This is a genomic window from Parasphingorhabdus sp. SCSIO 66989 (assembly GCF_032852305.1).
In the GTDB taxonomy this organism is placed as follows: Bacteria; Pseudomonadota; Alphaproteobacteria; order Sphingomonadales; family Sphingomonadaceae; genus Alterisphingorhabdus; species Alterisphingorhabdus coralli.
Genome location: NZ_CP136594.1, coordinates 1479958 through 1502994, shown reverse-complemented (window position 1 = coordinate 1502994; position 23037 = coordinate 1479958). Strand labels below are relative to the sequence as shown.

At 57.3% G+C, this 23037-nt stretch carries 30 protein-coding genes and 1 other RNA gene; 17 read left to right on the top strand and 14 right to left on the bottom strand.

Going from position 1 to position 23037, the window contains the following annotated elements:
• Positions 1–2 precede the first annotated feature (2 nt).
• Positions 3–578: a ribosome maturation protein RimP gene (rimP, locus tag RB602_RS07140; RefSeq protein ID WP_317084449.1), complete on the bottom strand. Its 576-nt coding sequence runs from the start codon at positions 576–578 to the stop codon at positions 3–5.
• A 249-nt stretch (positions 579–827) separates the two neighbouring features.
• Complete coding sequence (gene pspF / locus RB602_RS07135) at positions 828–1913, bottom strand: phage shock protein operon transcriptional activator (RefSeq protein ID WP_317084211.1); 1086 nt, start codon at positions 1911–1913, stop codon at positions 828–830.
• Between the two features lie 214 nt (positions 1914–2127).
• Between pspF and RB602_RS07130 the strand changes: the two genes are divergently transcribed.
• The 11 genes from RB602_RS07130 (at position 2128) to RB602_RS07080 (ending at position 6789) form a co-directional block, all read left to right on the top strand.
• Positions 2128–2325 (top strand): hypothetical protein, encoded by a 198-nt coding sequence (locus RB602_RS07130; protein ID WP_317084210.1) that lies wholly within the window; start codon positions 2128–2130, stop codon positions 2323–2325.
• Positions 2326–2405: 80 nt separating this feature from the next.
• The gene (gene pspA / locus RB602_RS07125; RefSeq protein ID WP_317084207.1) at positions 2406–3101 is read left to right on the top strand and encodes a phage shock protein PspA; all 696 of its coding nucleotides are present in this window, start codon (positions 2406–2408) and stop codon (positions 3099–3101) included.
• A gap of 3 nt (positions 3102–3104) precedes the next feature.
• Positions 3105–3434: an envelope stress response membrane protein PspB gene (pspB, locus tag RB602_RS07120; protein WP_317084205.1), complete on the top strand. Its 330-nt coding sequence runs from the start codon at positions 3105–3107 to the stop codon at positions 3432–3434.
• On the top strand, positions 3431–3805 hold the full coding sequence (gene pspC, locus RB602_RS07115) for an envelope stress response membrane protein PspC (RefSeq protein ID WP_317084202.1): 375 nt from the start codon (positions 3431–3433) through the stop codon (positions 3803–3805). Before pspB ends, pspC begins: the two co-directional genes overlap by 4 nt.
• A 27-nt stretch (positions 3806–3832) precedes the next feature.
• Positions 3833–4120: a hypothetical protein gene (locus RB602_RS07110; RefSeq protein ID WP_317084200.1), complete on the top strand. Its 288-nt coding sequence runs from the start codon at positions 3833–3835 to the stop codon at positions 4118–4120.
• 42 nt (positions 4121–4162) lie between these two features.
• Positions 4163–4462 (top strand): hypothetical protein, encoded by a 300-nt coding sequence (locus RB602_RS07105; RefSeq protein ID WP_317084197.1) that lies wholly within the window; start codon positions 4163–4165, stop codon positions 4460–4462.
• Positions 4463–4474: 12 nt separating this feature from the next.
• Positions 4475–4804: a hypothetical protein gene (locus tag RB602_RS07100; RefSeq protein ID WP_317084195.1), complete on the top strand. Its 330-nt coding sequence runs from the start codon at positions 4475–4477 to the stop codon at positions 4802–4804.
• 43 nt (positions 4805–4847) lie between these two features.
• A complete protein-coding gene (locus tag RB602_RS07095; RefSeq protein ID WP_317084194.1) occupies positions 4848–5108 on the top strand; it encodes a hypothetical protein in 261 nt (86 codons plus the stop codon).
• 27 nt (positions 5109–5135) lie between these two features.
• Positions 5136–5381, top strand: a complete 246-nt coding sequence (locus RB602_RS07090; protein WP_317084192.1) for a hypothetical protein — start codon at positions 5136–5138, stop codon at positions 5379–5381.
• A gap of 197 nt (positions 5382–5578) precedes the next feature.
• Positions 5579–5989, top strand: a complete 411-nt coding sequence (locus tag RB602_RS07085; RefSeq protein WP_317084191.1) for a SufE family protein — start codon at positions 5579–5581, stop codon at positions 5987–5989.
• Between the two features lie 59 nt (positions 5990–6048).
• Positions 6049–6789: a CPBP family intramembrane glutamic endopeptidase gene (locus RB602_RS07080; RefSeq protein ID WP_317084190.1), complete on the top strand. Its 741-nt coding sequence runs from the start codon at positions 6049–6051 to the stop codon at positions 6787–6789.
• 353 nt (positions 6790–7142) lie between these two features.
• Here the strand turns inward: RB602_RS07080 and RB602_RS07075 are convergent, their stop codons facing one another.
• Positions 7143–7679 carry a J domain-containing protein gene (locus RB602_RS07075; RefSeq protein ID WP_317084188.1) on the bottom strand — a complete coding sequence of 179 codons (537 nt, stop codon included), beginning with the start codon at positions 7677–7679 and terminating at the stop codon, positions 7143–7145.
• 159 nt (positions 7680–7838) lie between these two features.
• On the opposite strand from RB602_RS07075, the gene RB602_RS07070 reads away from it, so the two are divergent.
• Positions 7839–7979 carry a hypothetical protein gene (locus RB602_RS07070; protein WP_317084187.1) on the top strand — a complete coding sequence of 47 codons (141 nt, stop codon included), beginning with the start codon at positions 7839–7841 and terminating at the stop codon, positions 7977–7979.
• A gap of 121 nt (positions 7980–8100) precedes the next feature.
• Here RB602_RS07070 and rnpB read toward each other — a convergent pair.
• Positions 8101–8490, bottom strand: an RNA gene (gene rnpB / locus RB602_RS07065) — RNase P RNA component class A.
• A gap of 63 nt (positions 8491–8553) precedes the next feature.
• Positions 8554–10017, bottom strand: a complete 1464-nt coding sequence (locus RB602_RS07060; RefSeq protein WP_317084186.1) for an NADP-dependent isocitrate dehydrogenase — start codon at positions 10015–10017, stop codon at positions 8554–8556.
• 201 nt (positions 10018–10218) lie between these two features.
• On the opposite strand from RB602_RS07060, the gene RB602_RS07055 reads away from it, so the two are divergent.
• Positions 10219–12654, top strand: coding sequence for a M1 family metallopeptidase (locus tag RB602_RS07055; RefSeq protein WP_317084185.1), 2436 nt, complete (start codon positions 10219–10221; stop codon positions 12652–12654).
• Positions 12651–13139, top strand: coding sequence for a DUF6702 family protein (locus RB602_RS07050; protein WP_317084184.1), 489 nt, complete (start codon positions 12651–12653; stop codon positions 13137–13139). The genes RB602_RS07055 and RB602_RS07050 overlap by 4 nt, the downstream gene beginning before the upstream one ends.
• Positions 13140–13160: 21 nt before the next feature.
• Here the strand turns inward: RB602_RS07050 and RB602_RS07045 are convergent, their stop codons facing one another.
• On the bottom strand, positions 13161–13583 hold the full coding sequence (locus tag RB602_RS07045) for a DoxX family protein (RefSeq protein ID WP_317084183.1): 423 nt from the start codon (positions 13581–13583) through the stop codon (positions 13161–13163).
• A gap of 95 nt (positions 13584–13678) precedes the next feature.
• Between RB602_RS07045 and RB602_RS07040 the strand changes: the two genes are divergently transcribed.
• On the top strand, positions 13679–14137 hold the full coding sequence (locus tag RB602_RS07040; RefSeq protein WP_317084181.1) for a DUF1499 domain-containing protein: 459 nt from the start codon (positions 13679–13681) through the stop codon (positions 14135–14137).
• Positions 14134–14631, top strand: a complete 498-nt coding sequence (locus RB602_RS07035) for an Rrf2 family transcriptional regulator (protein WP_317084179.1) — start codon at positions 14134–14136, stop codon at positions 14629–14631. The genes RB602_RS07040 and RB602_RS07035 overlap by 4 nt, the downstream gene beginning before the upstream one ends.
• Before the next feature lie 24 nt (positions 14632–14655).
• Here RB602_RS07035 and RB602_RS07030 read toward each other — a convergent pair whose 3' ends face one another.
• From RB602_RS07030 to RB602_RS06995, 8 genes are all read right to left on the bottom strand, one after another.
• Positions 14656–15276: an N-acetylmuramoyl-L-alanine amidase gene (locus RB602_RS07030; protein WP_406568411.1), complete on the bottom strand. Its 621-nt coding sequence runs from the start codon at positions 15274–15276 to the stop codon at positions 14656–14658.
• A 114-nt stretch (positions 15277–15390) separates the two neighbouring features.
• The gene (locus RB602_RS07025) at positions 15391–16269 is read right to left on the bottom strand and encodes a CheR family methyltransferase (RefSeq protein ID WP_317084175.1); all 879 of its coding nucleotides are present in this window, start codon (positions 16267–16269) and stop codon (positions 15391–15393) included.
• Positions 16262–17383 carry a chemotaxis protein CheB gene (locus RB602_RS07020; protein ID WP_317084173.1) on the bottom strand — a complete coding sequence of 374 codons (1122 nt, stop codon included), beginning with the start codon at positions 17381–17383 and terminating at the stop codon, positions 16262–16264. Before RB602_RS07020 ends, RB602_RS07025 begins: the two co-directional genes overlap by 8 nt.
• 10 nt (positions 17384–17393) lie before the next feature.
• Complete coding sequence (locus RB602_RS07015) at positions 17394–17762, bottom strand: response regulator (protein ID WP_317084172.1); 369 nt, start codon at positions 17760–17762, stop codon at positions 17394–17396.
• A gap of 89 nt (positions 17763–17851) precedes the next feature.
• Positions 17852–18289 carry a chemotaxis protein CheW gene (locus RB602_RS07010; protein WP_317084170.1) on the bottom strand — a complete coding sequence of 146 codons (438 nt, stop codon included), beginning with the start codon at positions 18287–18289 and terminating at the stop codon, positions 17852–17854.
• Positions 18282–20774, bottom strand: coding sequence for a chemotaxis protein CheA (locus RB602_RS07005; RefSeq protein WP_317084168.1), 2493 nt, complete (start codon positions 20772–20774; stop codon positions 18282–18284). The genes RB602_RS07010 and RB602_RS07005 overlap by 8 nt, the downstream gene beginning before the upstream one ends.
• A gap of 72 nt (positions 20775–20846) precedes the next feature.
• Complete coding sequence (locus tag RB602_RS07000) at positions 20847–21497, bottom strand: histidine phosphotransferase family protein (protein WP_317084166.1); 651 nt, start codon at positions 21495–21497, stop codon at positions 20847–20849.
• 88 nt (positions 21498–21585) lie between these two features.
• Entirely contained in the window at positions 21586–21996 is a 411-nt protein-coding gene (locus tag RB602_RS06995; RefSeq protein WP_317084164.1) for a M67 family metallopeptidase, read from the bottom strand.
• Positions 21997–22001: 5 nt separating this feature from the next.
• On the opposite strand from RB602_RS06995, the gene RB602_RS06990 reads away from it, so the two are divergent.
• On the top strand, positions 22002–22970 hold the full coding sequence (locus RB602_RS06990) for an RluA family pseudouridine synthase (RefSeq protein ID WP_317084162.1): 969 nt from the start codon (positions 22002–22004) through the stop codon (positions 22968–22970).
• The last annotated feature ends 67 nt before the right edge of the window (positions 22971–23037 follow it).

Genomic DNA, 23037 nt, shown 5'->3' with positions numbered 1-23037 from the left:
GATCAGTCTTCCTGTTCTTCTGTGTCAGTTTCAGTTTCGGTGTAAGCTTCGGTTTCAATTTCTGCGTCACTGATGTCCAGCGGCGCGGTGGCCGCAATAAGCGCATCGGTCAACAGCAATTTTGCGTTGTCCACATTTTCAAACGGCGTGCTGAGCCGTCCGAATTTGTGATCATTGACGGCAATCTCGTCATCGATCAGCCCGACAAGCACGCCCTTCATCTGTTTGCGGCCCTGTACCGGATCGATCACGCGGACGCGCGCTTCATGCCCGGCCCATTTGTCAAAATCGGCAAGGCGCGTTAGCGGGCGATCAATACCCGGAGAGCTGATTTCCAGCCGATAGGGCACGCCAATCGGGTCTTCGCCTGCCTCTTCCAGCGCATCAAACTTGTCCGAGATGCGGCGGGAGAGATCAGCGCAATCCTCAATAACCAGCTGCCCGGTTTCGGGGCGCTCGGCCATGATCTGCAGGCTGAATTCCTCATCCGCGCCGATGAATTTGATGCGCACCAGCTCGAAACCCAAGGCTTGCACCTCCGGCTCGATCAGCTTTGTCAGCTCTGCAATGTCAGCGATCTGCTGCGCCAAAATACCCTCAAATATATGCCCATAAGCGATGAAGGTCGGCCCCTTGCGGCGCCAACGTCCCAATCGCTTACGATGTCGGAATTGCCTAGTATATAGACGCTATGGTGCGGTCTGACAATGGGGTATCTCGAAATACTCTTCCTTCGTCATTGCGAGCGCAGCGAAGCAATCCAGGGCCACACGCACCTGCTCTGGATTGCCGCGTCGCTGCGCTCCTCGCAATGACGATAAGCGACATCACCCCAATAAATCATGCTTTTTCAGCGCATGGCGCAGTTGGTCGTAACTCAGGTCCAGCGCTTTGGCCGTCTGGCGCTGGTTATAGCGGTGACGCGCCAGCGCATGCTGGAGTATCGTCCGCTCATAATCTTCCACGGCGGTTTTGAGATTACCGACATTGTCCATCTGCAACACCGGCTGCATTGCCTGCGCCTCGCCATTGGGTGCCGGTAGTGCTTCGCTTTGCGGCTGCGGTGCCGGGGCGGGCGTGGGCGCTGGGGAAACAATCGGGTCGCCATTTTGCGATGCCGCCGCCTCGCCTCGTGGCTTCCATGGCGATTCAAACGGATCGAAGACAATATGGTCGACCGGCCGCGTCGCATCGTCCCAGCGATAGACCGCGCGCTCGACGACATTGCGCAGCTCACGCACATTGCCGGGCCAGCCATAACGTTGCATTGCTTCCAATGCTAAATCGCCAAAGCCGGGCCACATATCCCAGCCCAGCTCTGTTCCCATGCGGCGGCCAAAATAATCGGCGAGAATGGGAATATCGCCTTCCCGCGCGCGTAGCGGTGGCAAGGTCACAACTTCAAAAGACAGCCGGTCTAACAAGTCAGCACGGAAACGATGCTCTTCGACCAGCTTGGGCAGGTTTTCATTAGTCGCCGCGACAATACGCACATCGACCGTCACCGGGCGAGACGAACCAATACGCGTCACCTCGCCATATTCCACCGCACGCAACAACCGCTCCTGCGCGCCCATGGAGAGCGTACCGAGCTCATCAAGAAACAGCGTACCGCTGTCCGCCTCTTCAAACCGCCCTACCCTAGCCTTGGTTGCGCCGGTAAACGCGCCTGCCTCATGGCCGAACAGCTCTGCTTCAATAAGGGTCTCAGGCAATGCCGCGCAGTTCATCGTCACCAGCGGCCCGTCCCAACGCATACTCAAGCGATGCAGACGCTCGGCGATAAGCTCCTTACCAGTACCACGCTCGCCAATAACAAGCACCGGCCGATCGAGCGCAGCCGCACGGCTCGCTCGCTCGACCGCGTCGAGAAACGCTCCGGACTCGCCGATAAACTGGTTTGCGCGCTCCATGTTTTACCCTCAGACAATGTGATGCATATTAGTAATACAGCATATTTTCCTAACTTCTAGTGTATTTTGCCAATATACCGCATCTTCTTCAATGGGGAATGCGCGGATATTTCCTTTATCCTATATAAATCAGTAGTTTAGAAAAACTGGCACGCTGTCTGCTTAATGAAACACAAATTCGATACACAGAATTTGAGGGAACGGAGACACGAACATGGCACAGGATCAGAACTTCCAGATGGATGATAGCCAGCCCGCCAATAAGGCAACTGTATTGGGTTGGATGGTCGCACCCGCTTTGTTGTTCGCCACTCTGTATCTCAGCAGCGTCGGCCCGATGGTTGTGGTTGACGATGCCGCCGATACTGGCACTAATGTCAGTCAGGTCTTTTCTGTCAGGTATTTTTCCTGACGAAATAGGGCGGCCGGGACGTTTAACCCCTTGCCCCGTCCCGGCCGCTTAATTGTTCTATACCCCAGGAGGTAGCACATATGGGAATTTTTTCACGAACCCGCGACATTATCGCCGCCAATGTCACCGACATGCTGGACCGCGCCGAAGACCCGGCGAAGATGATCCGCATGATCATCCTCGAAATGGAGGAGACACTGGTGGAAGTCCGCGCGTCAGCCGCGCGCACCATTGCCGACCAGAAGGAAATGCGCCGGCATATCGACAAGCTGGAAAGGTTGCAGGCCGATTGGGCCGACAAAGCACAGCTTGCACTGTCAAAGGGACGTGAGGATCTGGCCCGTGCGGCGCTGGTCGAGAAGAAGAAAGCCAGCGATATGTCCGAACAGCTGAGCCACGAGATCAAGGTTCTGGATGACGCGCTGCGCGCTTCGGAACAGGATATCGCCAATCTGCAGAACAAGCTGCGCGAAGCCCGCAGCCGCCAGACCACGATCATGTCGCGTCTGGAAAGTGCAGAGAACCGCATCAAGCTGAAGACCATGTATAATGGTGACAAGGTGCAGGAAGCCTTCTCACGCTTCGACCTGCTCGAGCGCCGCGCCGATGTTGCCGAAGGTGAAGCCGATGCACTGGCTCTTGGCCATGGCGGACCGCCAACACTGGAAGATCAGATCACCGCACTGGAATCAAGCGACAAGGTCGATGAGGAACTTGAAGCGATGAAAAAGGCGCTGGGCAAACCAGCCGGAGAAATTGAAGACAAAGGGGAATAAATAATGGAAGACATTTTGGTACCAATCATGGTCGTGGGCATGCTGTTTATCGGCCTGCCCTGGATCATCTTCCATTATATTACCAAGTGGAAGACCGCAGCGACGCTCACCAATGAGGATGAAGGTCTGCTTGATGAACTGCACATCATGGCCCGCCGCCTTGATGATCGGATGGACACAGTCGAGCGTATCATCAGCGCCGACAATCCTAACTGGAAGCCGGAACGCCTGACCGGACCGGATGAGCGCCTCGAAGACCTGACCAAAGGCCGGGACGCAGATTCTTCCGTCAGTCGTATTGAACAAATCCTTGAGGAAAGGGCACGCAAATGAGCCGCCGCACGAAATTCTATCGCGACAAGCAAAATGGCAAGCTGGCGGGCGTTTGCGCCGGGATCGCCGACTATACCGGGATCGACGTGGCCTGGGTTCGTATCGCGGCTGTCTGTATCACCCTGTTCGTTTTCCAGCCATTGATCGTCGCTTACATCGTCGCGGCGATGGTGACCGAGAAAAAGCCGAGCGCGCTCTATGTCGACCATGAAGAACAGAAATTCTGGCAGGGCGTGCGCCAGTCACCGGCCCGCACCGCCCGCGATGTCCGCTCGCGCTTTCGCGAAATCGACCGTCGGCTCGCCGATGTCGAAATGTATTACACCAGCAATAACCGCCAGCTCTCCGAAGAAATAGAGCGGCTACGTTAATAACTGCATCGCAGAAGGATAACTATAATGGACCCCGAACCCTTTGTATTGGTAGGCATGATCATGGGTGCGTTTATCGGTACTCTCGGCACATTGGCCATCCAATTCTATGGCCGCAGAAAAGCGCGAGCCGCAGTTGAGGAAAATGGCGGCGCTCCGGAAAAGCAGGAGCGCACATATCTGATCAACCAACAGGACAAGATGCTCTCGGCGATGATGCGCCTGGAAGAACGGATCAGCGTTGTCGAGCGTATCTCGACCGAGCGCGAAGGCACTACCGGGCGCCTTTCAGAAGAAATCGAACAGCTACGCTAAGGCCGTAGAGCACGCAAAATATCAGAAGGGAGAACAGCAAGCATGTCATGGGGTGGACCATCATTTGTTGTGTTAATTATAGCGGTGATGACCGTTGGCTGGCTGGTCAATAACTGGATCCGCGCACGCCATGGCTATCCGCTGGAGGATGAATGGGGTGGCAAGAGCGAAAAGGCCGACCTAGATTCTCAACGCAAAGTTGAATTGCTGACTTCTGAAAATGAGCAGCTCACCGGCAAAATCTCGCGGTTGGAGGAGCGCATTTCCGTCCTCGAACGTATTGCTACTGACAAGGAAAGCAGTGCCGCCCGCCTGTCCGATGAAATCGACAAGTTGCGCTGAGGAGAACCAATCATGGAAGCCGATAAACTCGAAGTTATTCAGACTATTTTCCCCTTTATCGCGATATTCGTCAGCGTTGGCGTCGCCGGTTGGGTGGCTACCACGTGGCTGCGGATTAAGAATGGCTATCCTCTGGATGGTGCCTGGGGACAGGCGGTCTATCCGAAAAATGACCAGCAAGCCGCCGAGCGCGTCAAACTGCTGACTCAGGAACATGCCGAACTGCGCGCCGAGCTGGGTTCGGTCAAGGATCGTCTCGCCAATGTCGAGCGCATCGTCACCGACAGCAGCCACCGGCTGACTCAGGATATCGAAGCGTTGCGCGATCAGACGCCGAACTAAACGGCATCGCCGAAGCAAGAATAACAGGAATGAGGGAAGACAGATGAATCCGTTTGAAATGGTGATTGGTATTGTTCTGATCGTCTCGATCGCCGGGGTATTGCGCGCACGCTATCGCGCCCAGAACGGCATTTTGGAAGACGAGGACGGCAATCAGTTTCGCGCCGACAGTGGCGAGGCGAAAGCCCTGCAGACGGAAGTGAAGCAGTTGAAAGAGCGCATCGCCGTGCTCGAACGGGTGATTACCGATGACCGCGGATCGCGCGAGCTTGCGCGCGAAATTGAAGATTTACGCAAGGACTGATGAGAGGCAACGCCAAGGATTAACGCCATGCAGGACCCTAACACCATCTTGATTGTCACCGCAGCCGCGCTGCTGGGTATCACCATTCTCGCGGCCTCCGCGCTGCGCGCCTGGAATGACTGGATTGCGCTTAAGCGCATGGAATTGCGCCAAGGCCCAGTGCAGGAGACAGAGGAGTTTGACCCGCACAATACCAATGCCCGGATCGAACTGGCCGACCTGCGCGAGCGGCTGCGCAAGCTGGAAGCGATTGCGGCGGGCGTGGAGCTGTAGATCATAAAATCCTCCCCGTTCACGGGGAGGTGGCAGCGCATAGCGCTGACGGAGGGGGATTTCCACTTGCGCAGTGCCGGATTGATAGCCCCCTCCACCAGCCTCCGCCAAGACTCCGGCTGGTCCCCCTCCCCATGTATGGGGAGGATGTTTTAACCCCCTTCCCCACACTCTCAGACATTGCTAAGCGCGCGGCTATGCCAAGCCTTGATGATATTGTCGAAGAATATGCGTTTCTCGATGGTGATGAACGCTATCGCCTGTTGATCGAACTGGGCCGCGCGCTCGAGCCTATGCCCGATGCGCTCAAAACCGATGCGACGCTGGTGCGCGGCTGTTCGGCCTCAGTCTGGGTCTATCCCACCCGAACCGATGCTGGCGATCTGCACTTCCTGGCCGACAGCAACGCCGCGATCACCAAGGGCATTATCGCGCTGGTGCTGACCACGGTGCAGGATGGTTCGCCGCAACAGATACTCGACACCGATATTCCGGCGGCGCTCGAGCCGTTTGATCTCAAAAACCAGCTCTCCTCCAACCGCACCCAGGGCATCCCCAATATGATCGCACTGATCCGCGAAACGGCGCAGCGCTACCACGAAAGCTGAGCCTTGAGCCCCGCACTTCCCTGCGGCCTTTTACCTCTCTGGCGAATGTCTCCGGATAAATGAGCCTTACACGCTCATTGCTGTTCTTCGGTATTCCGGGCCTCGCGATACTCTTGGGAATATGGTTCGGGGTTCCCGCAGCAAGCGCTCGTGGCATTACCCTGATCGTAAGTTGGAGCGCCGCATTATGGCTGCCAATAGTCGCGATGCTCGGTTGGACGGTCTGGCGGCACCAGCGCGAGGGGCTAAGGCAGTCCTTTCGTGACCGGTTCTGGCTGAATTCGATAGAAGGCAAGCATTGGATAGCGATCATCATTGGCCTGTTCATCGTCCAATCCAGCGAGATACTGCTCTCGCCGACAGGTGCCTATTTGACCCAATTCCCGCTTTTCGCGCCACCCGAAATCATTCCCGAACTGTTTGACCCCAGCTTCACCCCCGAAACAGGATTAAGCACCTTTTTCGGCATCCCTGTGCGGGGCAATTGGTGGCTGGTGCTGTTCTGGCTGGGCTGGCTGCTGGTCAATATCGGCGGCGAGGAGCTGCTTTGGAGAGGCTATGCCCTGCCCTTGCAAGAGCGCTATCTCGGCAAATGGGCCTGGCTGGTCAATGGCCTGTGCTGGAACCTGTTGGTCCATGCCTTTATGCGCTGGAATGTCCTGACGCTGATGCCGGTCAGCCTGATCATACCCTTTCTGGTACAGCGCTATCGCAATATCTGGATCGGCATTGTCATCCATGGCGTGGGCAATGCGCTGGTGCTAGTGATCCTGATACCCGCCATTGCGGGTTGGACTTGATCGCAACCGCTGTTGGAAAGTGTCAGCCTTGCTTGACGAAGGTTACGAAAGTTCCGCTCGCGAGGCGCAGAAATGCGTGATGCTGTTGGATATCATGTTGGAAAAGGCAGCGATGCTATCTCATGCTAATACAAAAGCATCGCAGCCATCATACCAATAGTGCACCCTGTAGGACAGGGTAAATCCGGTTCGAGTTTAGAGCTAGAACGTTTTCGAAAAGTTAAGCTTCATAGCCTTCCCCCTTGAGGGGGAAGGTTGGATGGGGGTGCACGATGTTGATAGCTTGGACGCTCGACTTCGCCTCGCTCCCCCTCACCTAACCTCTCCCCGCCGGGGAGAGGAACCTAGGCGCTCTACTCCGGCTTCCATTCGCGCCTTTCTTCAGCGGACTTCAACACCTGATAGCTCAGCTGGATCGCCTGAAACCGCTCGGCCGCTTGCTTGTCATCGGGATTGGTGTCGGGATGGTTCTGTTTGGCGAGCAGGCGATAGGCTTTCTTTACCGCCGCAAAATCCGCGTCCGGGTCAAGGCCCAACACTTCCAGCGCGCGCATTTCATCGGCGGAGCGGCTGCCATCGCCTGACCCGGCCCAGCCATAATGCGAGGCTTGCGAATAACCGCCCGCATCACGCGCCTCATCCTTGGCGCGGGCAGCGGCCTCTTCCTTGTTCAGCCCCTCAAAATAGTTCCAGCCGCGATTATACTCCGCCGCATGTTTCTCACAGAAATACCAGCGGTCGGGGCTGTTGGGCGATTTCGGCGCGGGGCATGTTCCGGGCTCTTCACAGCCATGGCGATCGCAGATCCGCACGGACTCTGCCTCGCGCGCAGCGCCATAGCCGCGCCAGCGGGGAAAGCCCCAGTCAACCGATCTGCCTGTTCTTGCCATCGCCCCAATTTAAGCCCTGATGATGCGAATATCCACCCCAAGAAGCGGATCAAACTGCAAATGCCGTTTGTCGCCAGCCAGCGTTCTTGGTCGAACACCCATTGTTTGCCGCACCAGCACACATATATTGCAGTGCAGCAATAAGGAATATGTGACCCAATGAGCCGCCAATTGACCCTTTCTGTGGTGCTTTCCAGCCTGATGATGCTGGGCTTTGTGCTTGCACAAGAGCCCGCACCCGGCGCGCTGGCGGCTTCCGGCGGCGGCGGTTCCTTGATCTCCGTCACTTCCGGATATTGAAAAAGCAGCGTCATTGCGAGCGAAGCGGGCCGCAGGCGACCGAAGGTCAACCAATCCAGAGCCACTTGCGCTTGCTGCACTGGATTGCCGCGTCGCTTCGCTCCTCGCAATGACGATGAATAAAGCCAGAGGGCCTGTAAGCCGGGTTCTGTTCCCCTGTTACCAGGTTCGACAGCCATTCCTCTTGGCGCATCATTGCTGATACGCTCCAGCAACCAACCCGGATGGCATGGACCCGAAACCGTCCGGCAGCATGCGCTGCCTGCGCCATCCCTATTTGGTCTTGCTCCAGATGGGGTTTACCGTGCCGCGGCCATTGCTGGCGCGCGCGGTGCGCTCTTACCGCACCCTTTCACTGTCACGGGACCGAAGCCTGCGCGACCTGCTTTCTGTTGCACTGTCCCTGATCGCACATAAGCACGACCGCCGGACGTTATCCGGCATCTTTGTTTCGTGGAGCCCGGACTTTCCTCGGCAGATTTTCACCTGACGCGACTGTCCAGCCCTCTGGCTGAGCGCGCTCTAGCAGATCATGGCCATGCGCGTCCAGCGATCGCTGAACGGGCCGGATATCTTACTGACCTTGACCCAGCGAATAGCCCGGCTCACCATCAAATTCGTAGAGATTCTCGGTCTTGATCACTTCAACGCCATGGTCGACCAGGCGGCTGAGCAGATCAACAATAGCGCGCAGGGTCACCGGAGCATCGCCGGCAAACTGAAAACGGCAGCGCCAGTGATCGGTGCAGAAGGTTGCCGGATTGTGCGCCGGCCAGACCTTGATACCGCGATTGGTCAACATGGTCAGCGTTTCCGCTCCGGTGATCGCGCCGCGCAGCATGCCTGCCAGGTCTTCCGGGATTTGCGTGCTCATCACAAAGACATCAACGCCGATCAGCTTGCGCTCGGCAAGCGCTTCCGCTGCGGGGCGCTCATAGGGTGTGATCTGCACCGCGCTGTCATCGCCATAGGCGACCGCAGCAAAATGCTCCGGCGCAGAACCCAGCCGTTCAATCACCGCATCGGCAAATTCCTGTGTGCCGAGACGAGCCTTGGAGGTTTCTTCCTTGTAGATGTCGCCGGTGTGCAGTCCATCCTCGATAGTGCGCAGCCAGGCATTATGCACCTTGCTCGCAACATCGCCCTGGCCGAGATGGTTCATCATCATCACCCCTGCCAGAATCAGGCCTGAAGGATTGGCGATCTTCTGCCCGGCAATATCCGGCGCAGAGCCATGGATCGCCTCGAACATGGAGAGTGTTGCGCCGATATTCGCCGATGCGCCAAGGCCAACTGAGCCGGTCAATTCGGCGGCAATGTCGGAGACGATATCGCCATACAGGTTGCTGGTGACAATCACGTCGAAATCCTGCGGCCGCGCGGCAAGGCGCGCCGAGGCGATGTCGATGATCATGTGATCCTGCTCGATATCGGGATAGTCTTTGCCGATCTCCTCAAACACGCTCTGCATCAACCCATCGGTCAGCTTCATGATGTTCGATTTGGTGAAGCATGTCAGCTTTTTGCGGCCATTGGCGCGGCAATAGTCAAAGGCGTAGCGGATGATGCGTTCGGTTCCCGGACGGCTGACCAGTTTCAGCGTCTGGAACACTTCATGCGTCTGGCGGTGCTCGATGCCGGCATAGAGATCTTCCTCATTCTCGCGCACGATGACGATATCGAGCTCGGGATGCAGCGTGGCGACCGCAGGGTGCAGCGAGCGGCAGGGCCGGACATTGGCGAACAGGCCCAGCGTCTTGCGCAAGGTAACGTTGAGACTTTTATAGCCAGAGCCGAGCGGCGTGGTGATCGGCCCCTTGAACAGCGCATGGCTGCGCGCCAAGTCGTTCCACGTATCGGGGCCAATGCCCGAAGTGTGTCCGCTCTTGTAAAGCTCCTCACCCAGCTTGATCGGCAGCGTTTCAAAACGAGCGCCTGCAGCCTCTATAACGCGCAATGCTGCATCAGTGATTTCAGGGCCGATTCCATCGCCCGGAGCAACGGCGACGATTGGGGTTTCGATATGTGTGTCTGTCATGGGGCAGAGCGTATAACGATTGCATCCGAACACACAACCATATCTCGTGACAATTGTATAAGCCGTGTATCACCGGACGACACCGCACTGATAATGCACGCTTCAGAGCATTTGCGATTGGCAGCAAATCCGACTAAGCAATGCGGCCAAGATACAAAATCACATTCGCACCAAACTTTCTGCTGACATTGGGAGAGCATTTTGAGGTTTATCGCCTTTATCGCCGCATTGATCATCGCCACGCCCGCGCTGGCGCAGGGGATTGAACAGACCAAGGGCAGCTTTGAGGACAAGTTTCGTCAGCTTGACGAGGTTCTTCCCGACCCCAATGTCTATCGCAATGCTTCGGGTGCTCCGGGCCATGAATATTGGCAGCAACAGGCCGATTATCGCATCACCGCCGAGCTGGATGAGAAGAAGCGCCGCCTGACCGCAAGAGCGACCATTCGTTACACCAACAACTCTCCCGATGCCCTGCCCTGGATCTGGATGCAGCTCGACCAGAATATTTTCCGCAAGGATTCCATGGCGGAGTTGACCAACACTTTTGGCGGCCCCGGTCGCCGCGGCCCCAGCGTTTCGGCAGCCAGCGGCGACAAGCCTGCAAAGCTCTCCATCGGCGAACTGCGCCGCCAGCAATCCATGGCCGATAATGATTTCGGCTATGATATTGGTGCCGTGCGCCTGCTCGATGGAACCGCGCTCGATCACACCATTGTCGGCACGCTGATGCGCATTGACCTGCCGACTGTGCTCGCGCCTGAACAAAGCGTCGAGTTCGAGATTGAATGGGCGTATAATATCGTTGAGGAAAATGCGGTTTCGGCCCGTTCAGGCTATGAGCATTTCCCCGATGATCCGCGCCCCGGCGGCAATGATATCTTCCTGCTCGCCCAATGGTTCCCGCGTCTGGTCGCCTATTCCGACTATGAAGGCTGGCACAATAAGGAGTTTCTTGGCCGCGGCGAGTTTACCCTGGAATTTGGCAATTATGATGTGACGATGACCGTCCCTGACGATCATATCGTCGCATCGACCGGTATGTTGAGCAATCCCGAAGAGGTTCTAACCGCTACCCAGCGCCAGCGGCTTGCAGCTGCCCGCAGCGCTGACGAACCGATGTTTATCGTCACGCCGCAGGAAGCCGCCGCCAATGAACGCACCGGCCCATCCGGCACCAAGACATGGCGTTTCTCTGCCGAGAATGTCCGCGATTTTGCCTGGGCCTCGAGCCGCAAATTCATGTGGGACGCACAGGGCCATCAACAGCCCGGCGCGGAGAATGAAACCGTGATGGCGATGTCCTTCTGGCCCAAAGAAGGTGGCGAGCTATGGCGCAAATATTCGACCGCCGCCGTGGTCCATACGATGAAGGTCTATTCGCGTTTCAGCTTTGATTATCCCTATCCCACGGCGCAATCGGTGAATGGCCCGGTTGGCGGCATGGAATATCCGATGATCACCTTTAACGGCCCGCGCACGACGTTGAACAAGGACGGTACCCGCACCTATTCGCTGTCAGAAAAGGTCTTTCTGGTCGGCGTGGTGATCCACGAGATTGGCCATATCTATTTCCCGATGACGGTCAATTCGGACGAGCGGCAATGGACATGGATGGATGAAGGCTTGAACTCCTTCCTCGATTCCGTCGCCGGCTATGAATGGGACCCGGACATGCCCTGGGGCCGCAGCATTGCGCGCGACCTGATCCCTTATATGACCTCAAGCCAGCAGGTGCCGATCATGACTCAATCGGACAGCGTGCTGAACCTTGGCCCCAATGCCTATGGCAAGCCATCGGCTGCCTATCACATATTGCGCGACACGATCATCGGGCGCGAGCGGTTTGATTTTGCGCTGCGCGAATATGCCCGCCGCTGGAAACATAAGCGACCTACGCCCGCCGATTTCTTCCGCACCATGGAAGAAGCCTCGGGCACTGATCTCGACTGGTTCTGGCGCGGCTGGTTCTACACCACCGATCATGTCGATATTTCGCTCGATACCATCCACAAGCTGCGCATCGACACCGAAGACCCGGATATCGACCTGCCGCGCCGTCGTCAGGAGTTGGCGGACGAGCCGGAGAAAGTCGGCGTCCGCCAGAACCGCGAACAGCGCCTGCCGATCTGGGTGCTGGAAAATCCCGGCGTGACCGATTTCTATGACGATAATGACCAGTTCACCGTCACCCCCAAGGATCGCAAAAGCTATACCGAGTTTCTGGAATCGCTCGACGAAGAGTGGATGCGCACCGCCTTTGACCGCGCGGTCGAGGAAGATGCCAATTATTATGTGCTGAGCTTTTCCAACAAAGGCGGGCTGGTGATGCCGATCATTCTAGGCCTGACCTTTGATGATGGCAGCACCGAGAAGATGATGATCCCGGCAGAAATCTGGCGGCGCAATTCGCGGCGCGTCAAGAAGCTGCTGGTCTTCCCCAAAGGGAAGGAGCTGTCGCAGGTCGTTGTCGATCCCAATTGGGAAACGGCAGACGCGAATATTGAAAACAACCACTATCCGCGCCGGATCATCCCAAGCCGGGTGGAAGCCTTCAAGTCGCCCGATCCCAAATCGCGCACCGGCCGTGACCTGATGGGCGAGGCGCAGGGATCGAAAAAGAGCTCGAAAAAATGACGCGATTTCTTATTGTCCTTTCTGCGCTGCTGCTGGCTGTGCCCGCGGTCGCGCATAAGCAGAAGATTACCATTTCAACGGTATCGCATAATCCGCGTACGGAGATGCTTGAGGTGGTGCATCGCGTGCCGCTGCACGACGCGGAACATGCATTGAAAGCACAAGGAATCAGAGCGCCCGATGTGGTGACGGACATAGAAAGTCGCCGCGCCTTTGCGAATTATGTCGGCGAGAATTTTTCGATCAGCGCCAAAGGCGAAGTGATTGCCCTCACGCTATTGGGCACAGAGATTGAAGGCGGTAATCTGATTGTGTTGCAAGAGGCTCCCTCGCCCGGCCCCGGCACGGAGCTGCTGGTGCGCTCGCAAATTCTCTCGGACATATGGTCGCGGCAGGAAAACCGGGTCAATCTGGGCGCAGGCACCGACGTCAACACACTGATATTCCGCTCCGGCGACCCGGCGAAAAGCGCGGTCTTGCCCTGAGCTTTCTTGACCGTTCGGGCTTTAGGTTACTGGCTGAGCCGACCTCTGACTAACGCCCAATTGCGTGATCAAAAGCGCGGCACCAATAAGCGCAAAGCCTTTGAAGAAATGCGCCTGCTGCAACGCGCGGATAACCTCGTCGGTCGCGGTGACCATCTCCGAGCCATGCACCACAATCGTCACTGGCAGCAGAAACAGGATAAGCAGCCAGCCACCCAGCCTTGGCCTCCAGTTAAACAGGATCATAGCCGCGCCAGCAAGTTCGACGACACCCGAGATCAGGATCCAGAAAACCGGAAACGGCGCCCAATCAGGCATAAGCGAGACATAATAGGGAATGTTGGTAAAATGCGTTATGCCTGACAGAAAGAACAGCGACGTGAAAAGCAGGCGTGCACATATGGTGAGGCTGTTATGACGCGGGAGACGATCTTCTGTCAGCATGGTTTTTTCCTGTGTTGCGAACCAAAGGGCTTTACCGGGAAACATATTATGGATATTTTATATCCGTAATTAGGGAAAATGGAAAGAGGAAAGATATGGCGATCCTGAAATATGGTTTTTATGTGCTTGTCGCGCTGGTTTTGGTCGGTGTGGCAGGGTTCTTTTATCTGGGACATGCGTCGCAGGATGGCGATGCACCGGGGCTGGTTGCCGGACAACTTTCCCCCTGTCCCGACTCGCCAAATTGCGTTTCCAGTGAACAGGGCACAGCGCAGGAAAAAGCGGTCGATACGCTGCCAATGGGCAGTTGGGAGAAACTGCCAACCGCGATCACCGATATGGGCGGAACCATTACCGAGCAGAATGACAGCTATGTTGCGGCAGAGTTCACCGAGAGCATCTTCCGCTTTGTGGATGATGTTGAGTTCCGACTGGACGGCGATGCAGTGCACATCCGCTCCGCATCCCGCGTCGGCCATTCGGATATGGGCGTCAACAAAGCGCGCGTGGACGAGATCAGAGCGACACTGGAAGCTCTGGGAGCGGCGCAGTGAAGATTGGCAAGGGCGTCGAATGGGGCGCCCATGTCTGTGCCATCCTTGCGCTGCTGCCTCCGGACGCAGCGCTGCCCGGAGAGGCGCTGGCCGATTTTCTTGACGTGCCGCAACCCTATCTCGCCAAGCAGCTCCAGGCGCTGAGCCGGGCGGGGATAGTCAAGGCGCAAAGGGGCGCGGCGGGCGGATATCGGCTGGCCAAAGAGCCGGGTGCCATATCATTATGGGATATCACCGCCGCTTTGGAAGGCACCGCACCCAGCTTCCGCTGCACAGAAGTCCGCCGCAATGGCCCTTGCGGCGCATCGCCAGCCGAATGCCCCCGCCCCTGCGAAATCGCGGCGGCTTTTCAAAAAGCGGAACAGGGCTATCGGCAGATATTGGCGTCGGTTCCGCTCACTGACATTGTTGCCGGTGCGGCGGAAACAGCGACAGCTGAAAGAAAGCAGCGGATCAATGCGTGGATAGCCGAGCACGCGGCAGAACGCGCATAGAATGCCGTTCGCATATTCCCGTCCTCAATACTCCTCAATCAGAAGCGCAAACAGCAGGGCGCGGCATTCGCCGTCGATCACGCCGTCAACACTATCCTGCCGGAACCGCCGTTGAAAGGCGCGCACGGCTGCCGGACCGTCTGAAATGGAATAGCCAAACCGCTCAAGCGCCAACAGAAACGCGCCGTCACTCCAATAGGGATCGACCAGCCGAGCGCCGGGCTTGGCCACCGCCAGTTTCAATCGCGCCAGCCGGTCCCAATCGAACAGTTCGCCGGGATCTTCCTTACGCTCGGGCGCGACATCGCTATGGCCGACGACATTGATCGGCTTGATATGATGCCGCCGCACAATATCGGCGACCAGCTCGGTCACCGTCTGCATCTGCGCTTCGGGGAATGGGCGATAGCCAAATTCATGACCGGGATTGACGATCTCAATGCCGATACTGGCGCTGTTCACATTGGTGATGCCACGCCATAACGCCCTGCCCGCATGCCAGGCACGGTTGTCCTCATCAACCATAGCTATTAGCTGACCATCTTCTTCCACAACATAGTGCGAGGAAACCTTGGACTCTGGATTGGCCAGCCAGTTAATCGCTGACGGACCATCTTCCATACCGGTATAGTGCAGCACAATCATCGAGATCGGCAGCGTGCGCTCATCGAAATTGGGCGATGGCGTGTCTATTGCTTTCAGACTGGTCACTGCAGTCGGCTACCCTGGTAAACAAAACAAGCCTATGCTCTATGGTGATCAGCCCAGCATGGCAAGCGGCTGATTATGATCGCGCTTTTCCCTGGGCAAGCGACGATAGCAACCGCGAAACCGCGCGCTGACGCGAAATTGCGTGTCATGACCAATAACCGTCTCGGCTGCGCCCAATACCAGCACCCCGTCATCGCTGATGCTCGATGCCAACCGGGCATAGGCGCGATGACGTGCTTCGGGTGAGAAATACATCAGCACATTGCGACAAAGAAGCAGATCGAAAGGTGCGCGATGCGGCGCATGCTTCAAAAGATTGGATCGCGAAAAGGCTACACGCTCGCGGATATCTGGCCGCAATTCCCAATCGCTGCCCGTTTGCTGAAAATGGCGCAGCATCCGTTGGGCCGAGAGCCCGCGTTGTATCTCGAACTGGCTGTAAACACCGCTCTCGGCCTTCCCTATCGCGCTTTGCGAGATGTCGCTCGCCACGATCTCGATCGTCCAGCCATGCCATCGCTCGGGTTCCTCGGCGAACAGCATCGCCAGCGAATAGGGCTCCTGCCCTGTCGCACAACCGGCAGACCAGATACGCAGGTGGCGCGTTTTTGCCTTCTGTTTGGCAATATGGTCAATGACCTCTCTTTGCAGGGTAACAAACAGCGCGGCATCTCGGAAGAAGCTGCTTTCATTGTTGAGCATCGCTTCAACCACATCCTGTACCAATGGCTCACATTCAACTTTGCTGATCACGGCGGCGAGCGCATCAAGATCAGGAATGTTATGGTGGCGCAAGACCGGCTTTAGCGAGGTTTCGATACGCCAGAAGCGATTGGGGGCCATGATCTGCCCGGTGCGCGCTTCGAGCAGCGCCGCCAGAATCCGCGCAATCGGATGCGGTTCAACACCATGGAGCCTGTCAATCATGACGCGCGCCTTCTGGCCAGTCGGCGCGGTAGCTGCGGGCTATATCAGCGGCAATCTGTGCCGGGGGCAGTATCGCCGAGGCTATGCCTTCGCGTGCCACTGCACCCGGCATACCCCAAACAGTGCTGGTTGCCGGGTCTTGCGCATAAACGCGGCCACCGGCATCGGCGACTTTTTTTGCGCCTAAAAAGCCATCGCGTCCCATTCCGCTCAATATGATAGCCACCGCTCTATCACCATAATGCTCGGCAACGGCATCCAGCATCGGGTCAACGGCCGGCACATAGCGCTCGCCGCCAGCGGTATCGACGGCAATGCACCTCCCCTCTCCTGCCGGCACCAACATGATATGCCCGTGACCGGGTGCTATGTAGATGGTTTTGGGTGCGACCCGCTCTCCCGTTTCTGCTAGCTGCACCTTGCGGTCGGTCTTTTCCGCAAGCTGGCGCACAAGATATGGCAAAAATGCACCCGGCAAATGCTGGGTTAAGAAGATCGGTGCACGAATATTGTCATCCAGCGCCTGCACAAACTCCAGCATGGCCGGGATGCCACCGGTGGACGAGCCAATGGCGATACATTCCGGTGAGGAAACGCCATCGCAATGCGCGCGCGTAACCAGAGGTTTGGCCAGCACCGCTTCGCCCGCATGTGAGCGACCAAGTGCCGTCAGCTTGTCCAGCAAAATATCACCAAATTGACCGGCAAAACTGCTGCGGCCCGGCTTGGCCAAAGTATCACAGGCCCCCATGCCAAGCGCGCGAACAGCCGCCTCGCCACCGGGTTCAGCAATTGACGACAACACCAATATCCGTGCATCGGACAGGGCCAACATCTCTGGCATGGCATCCAGACCATTGCCGCAGGGCATCTCGATATCGAGAATGATGATATCCACCGATTGTGTTTTCAAAACCTCCAGCGCCAACTGCGCTCCGGAAAGCGAGGCCACCACCTCAAATTGCGGGTGCGCAGATACCAGCCGCTCAACAATGGAACGCACCACCATGCTGTCATCAACCAGCATCACCCGGATTGGCGTAGCTGGCGAACAGCCCTGGTCAGGCGCACCATTGCCCTGCCCCGCCCGCGCTTCAATCGGTTGGTGCTTCACGCTGTTCGCCCTAACCGGCGTAACTTGCCAGTTGCAGTTTGGACTCAAGTGTTTCCCGGTCAAAGGGCTTCATCACATATTCGTCGGCCCCCGCCCCCAAAGCCGCCTCAATATGGCTGCGGCCATTTTCGGTGGTGCAGAATACAACTTTCGGCACGTCTCCACCTTCAGAACGGCGCAGCGCGCGGAGGAAATCCATGCCAGACATGACTGGCATGTTCCAGTCGAGCAGGATCACATCGGGCATGGTCTTTTGACAGTGATCAAGCGCAACCTGGCCATCTTCGGCTTCTGCAACCTGATAGTCGAGCGTTTCCAATATGTGCCGCGCAACCTTGCGGATGACCTTGCTGTCATCGACCACCAGACAGTTTTTCATAACGGGTTCCTTGTTGCTGCGACCAAGCGATTTTCACTCAGCGATAATCAACAAGTGTAAGGATCGCCTTAACAAATCAGACTGTTCGGTTACGCAGCATTGGCGAGCGCCGGGTTGACCACTCTGGCCGCATCCAGCACCAGCGTCAGCTGGGTGTCAGCAATAGAGACCATTTGATTTCCGATGGCGTCCCAACCAGAGCCAATATTGCCGGTAACCGGCAAGGGTTTGTCCTCAATAGCAATAATATCCTGCACGGCATCCACCAACAGGCCGTAAAGATGCCCATCAATGGTGACGACAATGGCAAGCTGTTCAGACTCGATCTGCCGCTTTCTGCCCTCAACAAGCCAATGGCAATCCACCAAGGTCAGCACGCGGCTGCGTAATGCGAACAGACCGCTGATATGCGGCGATACCGCTGGAACCGGCACCACATGACTTACCCGAACCACGCTCTCGACATGCTCGGCCGGAATGGCAATATCACGCCCGGCAAGACGTGCCAGAAGATAGAGGCTAGCCATGTCGTCTCTCCTGGCGTTTTGCCTGTAGCGCACCGATCAGACCGACCCGATCATAGCGATAGATGCTGTCACGGCCCGGTTCGGCTTCCGGGTTCTGGCGCAGGTGAATGACATTGCGCGCATCACCAAAGGCCGGGCCGCCAACATTGCTGATGATGACATCGGCCCTATCTGCCGCCTGCGCATCATAGCTGACCGCATAGCCTGCGCTTGTAAGCAAGGGTTCAAGCATGCGCCGCGACCAGCCATCATCCGCATCGGCCAGCAAGCAAAGCGGTCGTGCACCCTCATTGATTGGCATGGCATAATCGCTGACTTCGCTGAACAGCCAGTGGCTATCCAAGACTTCGACTTGTGCACCGCCCGCGATACTGATGGCCGAAACCGGATTTTGGCTATCTTGCGGCAGAGCGCCAGCCGACAACGCTTCTTTGGTGGTATGATGGATATCGGCAATGTCACCGATGGCGTAGAACAGTGTTGCGCTGCCATCAGTGAGCTGCAAGAGCTTGATCTGTTGCCCCTCGGGCGGCCGGTCAATGCCCAAGACGGGATAGGTCCTGTCGCCCCTTGTGAGACGCAATTGGCCGGCAGAAAAGGCCAGCGCATCAACCGGAAAATCCTCAACCCGCTCAATACAGTCAAGCACCAGCGCACGTTTGCGTTGCTCGCAATCATGGAAGACGAGCAGTGATATGGGCGTCTCAACGGCGTTGCGCTGTTCAGACTGCTCAGTTGCTTCAGCAATTGGAGCCTTTATAGGCTTGGTCAAGGCCTCTATGCCTGCACTCCTCGCCACACCAGCAGGATCAATGAGCAGCATCGGACGGCCATTGTCGGGCAGTGTTGTCCCGGCATAAAGCCCGCTCGCTATCAATGCAGGTGCGCCGGGGCGGATGACCAGATCTTCATGATCGGTGACGCCGTCAACCATCAGCGCAAAGCGCGCGCCGCCATGAACATCAATGACGATGATTACCTTGTTGCCAAGATCATCGCCTGCCCCGGATTGCGCCCCTGAGGCTTCGATATGGAGAACGTCGCCCAGCCTAACTACAGGCAGATAGTCGTCACGCAGAGCCGCAATACAGCCATCGCCAATAGGGTCGATGCGTATCTGGTCATTGGCTGCAGAGGTGATTTCCCGCACAGCGGATTGCGGCAGGGCAAATTGGTGACCACCACATTGGAGTATCAGGCAGGCAATGATTGTCAGCGTCAGTGGCACCCGGATAACAATCTTCAGGCCCTTGCCCGGCGAATTATGCAGATCAATCGCGCCACCGACGCGTTCAATATTGGCGCGCACCACATCCATACCGACACCGCGCCCGGAAATGGCCGTGACCTGATCGGCGGTGCTGATGCCCGGCGCAAAGATCAGATTGACCAACGCCGCCTCGCTCATCGCATGGATTTGCGAACGGCTATGGATCCGCGCCGCAACCGCCTTTTCACCAAGATGGGCGGTATCGATACCGGCACCGTCATCCTCTATGGTGATCAAGATTTGATTGCCCGATTGAGAGGCGTTGATCTCCAGCTTGCCGGTTGCAACTTTCCCAGCTCTTTCGCGCTCGCTCGGGGTTTCAATCCCATGATCGAGCGCATTGCGGATGATGTGCACCAGCGGATCGCGGATCATCTCGATCATCTCACGGTCAAGCTCGACATCCTGCCCGGTGCAGACGATGTCTACCTTCTTGCCAAGATCAGCGGCCAGATCACGCACGATACGCGGCAATGGCGCGAACACGCCCTCCATGCGCTGCATCCGGGTCCGGCCGATGCTGTCGCGCAGATCACCGACACAGGTTGAAAGCCGCTCAAACGCCGCATCCAGTTCGCCAGTACCCTGCAGCTCCCGAAGTTGCCGCGCCACCTCATTGCGCGCCAGCACCATATCCGACACGCTGTTCATCATCTGGTCGAGCAATGCGAGCGGCAAGCGTACAGTACGCGCCTTCTGGTCAGAGCCGGACTCTGGAAGCGTCGGTTGATCGCGATTCTGATCATCGGCAGGAGCACCATAGGCGCTCGCAACCTTGTCCATTGCCGCATCATCAGTCAGCTCCAAAGTTGCCTCCCAGGCCTTGGTCAGCGCTTCAATCAACAGGCCGTCTTGGGCATGATCCACCCCGGCACCACTTTCCAGCGCCGCCGTCAGCTCCGCAATATGGTCCACCAGTGCCAGGATCGCCGAAACCAGCTGCGAGGTGATCGGCCGTTCGCTCTCGCGCAATCGGGCCAGCACATCCTCTGCTTCATGCGCCAGTTTTTCAAAGCGCGGCAAAGACAGGAAACCCGCGCTACCCTTAACCGTATGGAAAAAGCGAAAAATCGAGTCGAGATGCTCGCCATGATCGGGCTCGGCTTCCCAAGCCACCAACTCGCCGCTCAACGCTTCCAGCGTCTCGTGGGTCTCCGCGATAAATTCCTGCTGCAGATCGTCCATGGTCCTGTCCGGCAATTGGCTTCGCGCCATTTGCTCAGGCCATGGTTAATATTTCGCTAAATCGCAGTGATTAGAGAGCCGCTTCAGACCGCAGGATGCGCTCTAGGCGGCTGCGTTGACAGTAGCCCCGAGAACCAATTGCTCCGCCGAAGCCGCAACTTGAATAGCCCCTTCGCCTTCAAGGGCAATGGCATGCGCCAGATAGGCAGCGGCGGTTCTGGCGGTCAGGTTCTCCAGAAGGTCACCGCCTTTGCCAGCCAGCATATCGAGGATCGCAGCATCCATGGCAATTTTCGGGCCCGTTGCGCTCACCGCGATTTCAACCTGTCCAGCGCGTTCCTCCGCCGCCACAGCCAGGGTCCCGCCGCGCACCAGTGCTTCCTGCCCGATCAATGCCAGATTGAGCAGAAGCTTGACCGCCGCCTTGGGCAATGTGGCCGCATCGACCGACCATTGCAGATCATTACTCGCCTTGTCTCCCATCAGCCCCTGCACCAGCGTCTTTGCCTCGGTCACATCAACCGCATCGTCAAATCCGCCTGCCGCACCAAAGGCGAGGCGGTAATATTTCAACTTTTGCGCCGTTGCACGGGCGCTGTCGCTCAACAGATCGAGGCAGCGGCGTCGCATCTCGGGATCGGTTTCTTCTGCCAGCAGCTCCAACCCATTGTTCATCGCCCCCACCGGACTCAAAAGGTCATGGCAAAGGCGCGAGCATAACAGGCTGGCGAGATGGGTTTGCGAAACACTCATAAGCGGCTTCCTGACATCCAGTCCGAAACGGAGATATTATTGCGCTATGTCGGTCATTGGCCATTTCTGAGGATGGAAGCAAGGGGCCTTATGGTGCCACCCGCTCCTCTGGGACAAAAACAGCCCCGCCCTTACCGCTTTGATCCGGTAGCGCGCGCCAGAACCGCACCTTACCCGACGCAATGATCGCCCATAGCCGGCCATCGGGAAGCGCTTGCGCCTGATCTCGCTCTGACGGTTCGCTCCGACCATTGGGGTGCGAATGATAATGGCCGAGAATATCCGGGCCACCCTGCCTTGCCGCACGTTGCGCCTGTACCAGCACTACCGGATCAATCAGAAAGGCGTTGTCTGGCGTATCGCTGATATTGGCTGCGGGCAGAATGGCGGTCACGGTATCGCCCTGCCCCAGCAGCAGCCCACAACATTCCAGCGGCGCCGCCTCTTCCGCTGCGCGTACCATCTCGGCGCATAGTGTGCTTGTTATTGCCACAGCCATCGGCCATGAGCCTAGCGATGGAGCAAGAGCAATCCAAGCATCACGGAAGATTTACCGAGGCGCATTTTGGCCAGCGCGTTGACCAGTTGCTGCCATTGCTGCACCCGGAACTGTCACGCGCACGCGCTCAAAAGCTAATCCAGGCCGGGCATTTGCTGGTGGCGGGCAAACCGGTGACACAGGTATCGCATGTCATCCGCAGCGAGCAGGATTACGCCCTCACCATCCCCGAGGCCGCTCCCCTCAACGTTGCACCCGAAGATATCCCGCTCACTATTGTCCATGAAGATGATGCGCTGATCGTCATAGACAAGCCCGCCGGTATGGTCGTTCACCCGGCGGCCGGGCATGAAAGCGGCACATTGGTCAATGCGCTGCTGCACCATTGCAAAGGCTCGCTTTCCGGCATTGGCGGCGTAGCGCGGCCGGGTATTGTCCACCGGATTGATAAGGATACCTCAGGGCTGTTGGTCATCGCGAAAACCGATGCGGCGCATCAGGCACTTGCCGAGCAATTTGCCGATCATTCGATCAGCCGCAACTATGCCGCTATCGTTGTCGGCCAGCCCATACCGCCAAAAGGAACCGTCACCGGCAATATCGGCCGCTCGCCGCATGACCGCAAGAAAATGGCGATTGTCGGTGAGGGAAAAGGCAAACACGCGGTCACGCATTATGAACTTTTACGCCCGTTAAAGGGCGCATCGCTGCTCCGCTGCACGCTTGATACCGGCCGCACGCACCAAATTCGCGTGCATATGGCCTCGAAAGGCCACCCTCTGCTCGGCGATCCTGTTTATGGCCGCATTGGCGGAAAGATAAACACGCTGCTGAAAAACATAAACTTTACCCGACAGGCATTGCACGCGGAAACGCTGGGTTTTATACACCCCGTAAGTCAAAAATCCGCGCAGTTTTCGAGCGAATATCCCGCCGATTTTAAGGAACTTTTGACGCAATTATCCGTTAAATAGATAATTGATCGAAACGTAGGCACTCTTAGCCGAATGCTTGATGAGGTTCGCCCGAGCGCCTGACAAA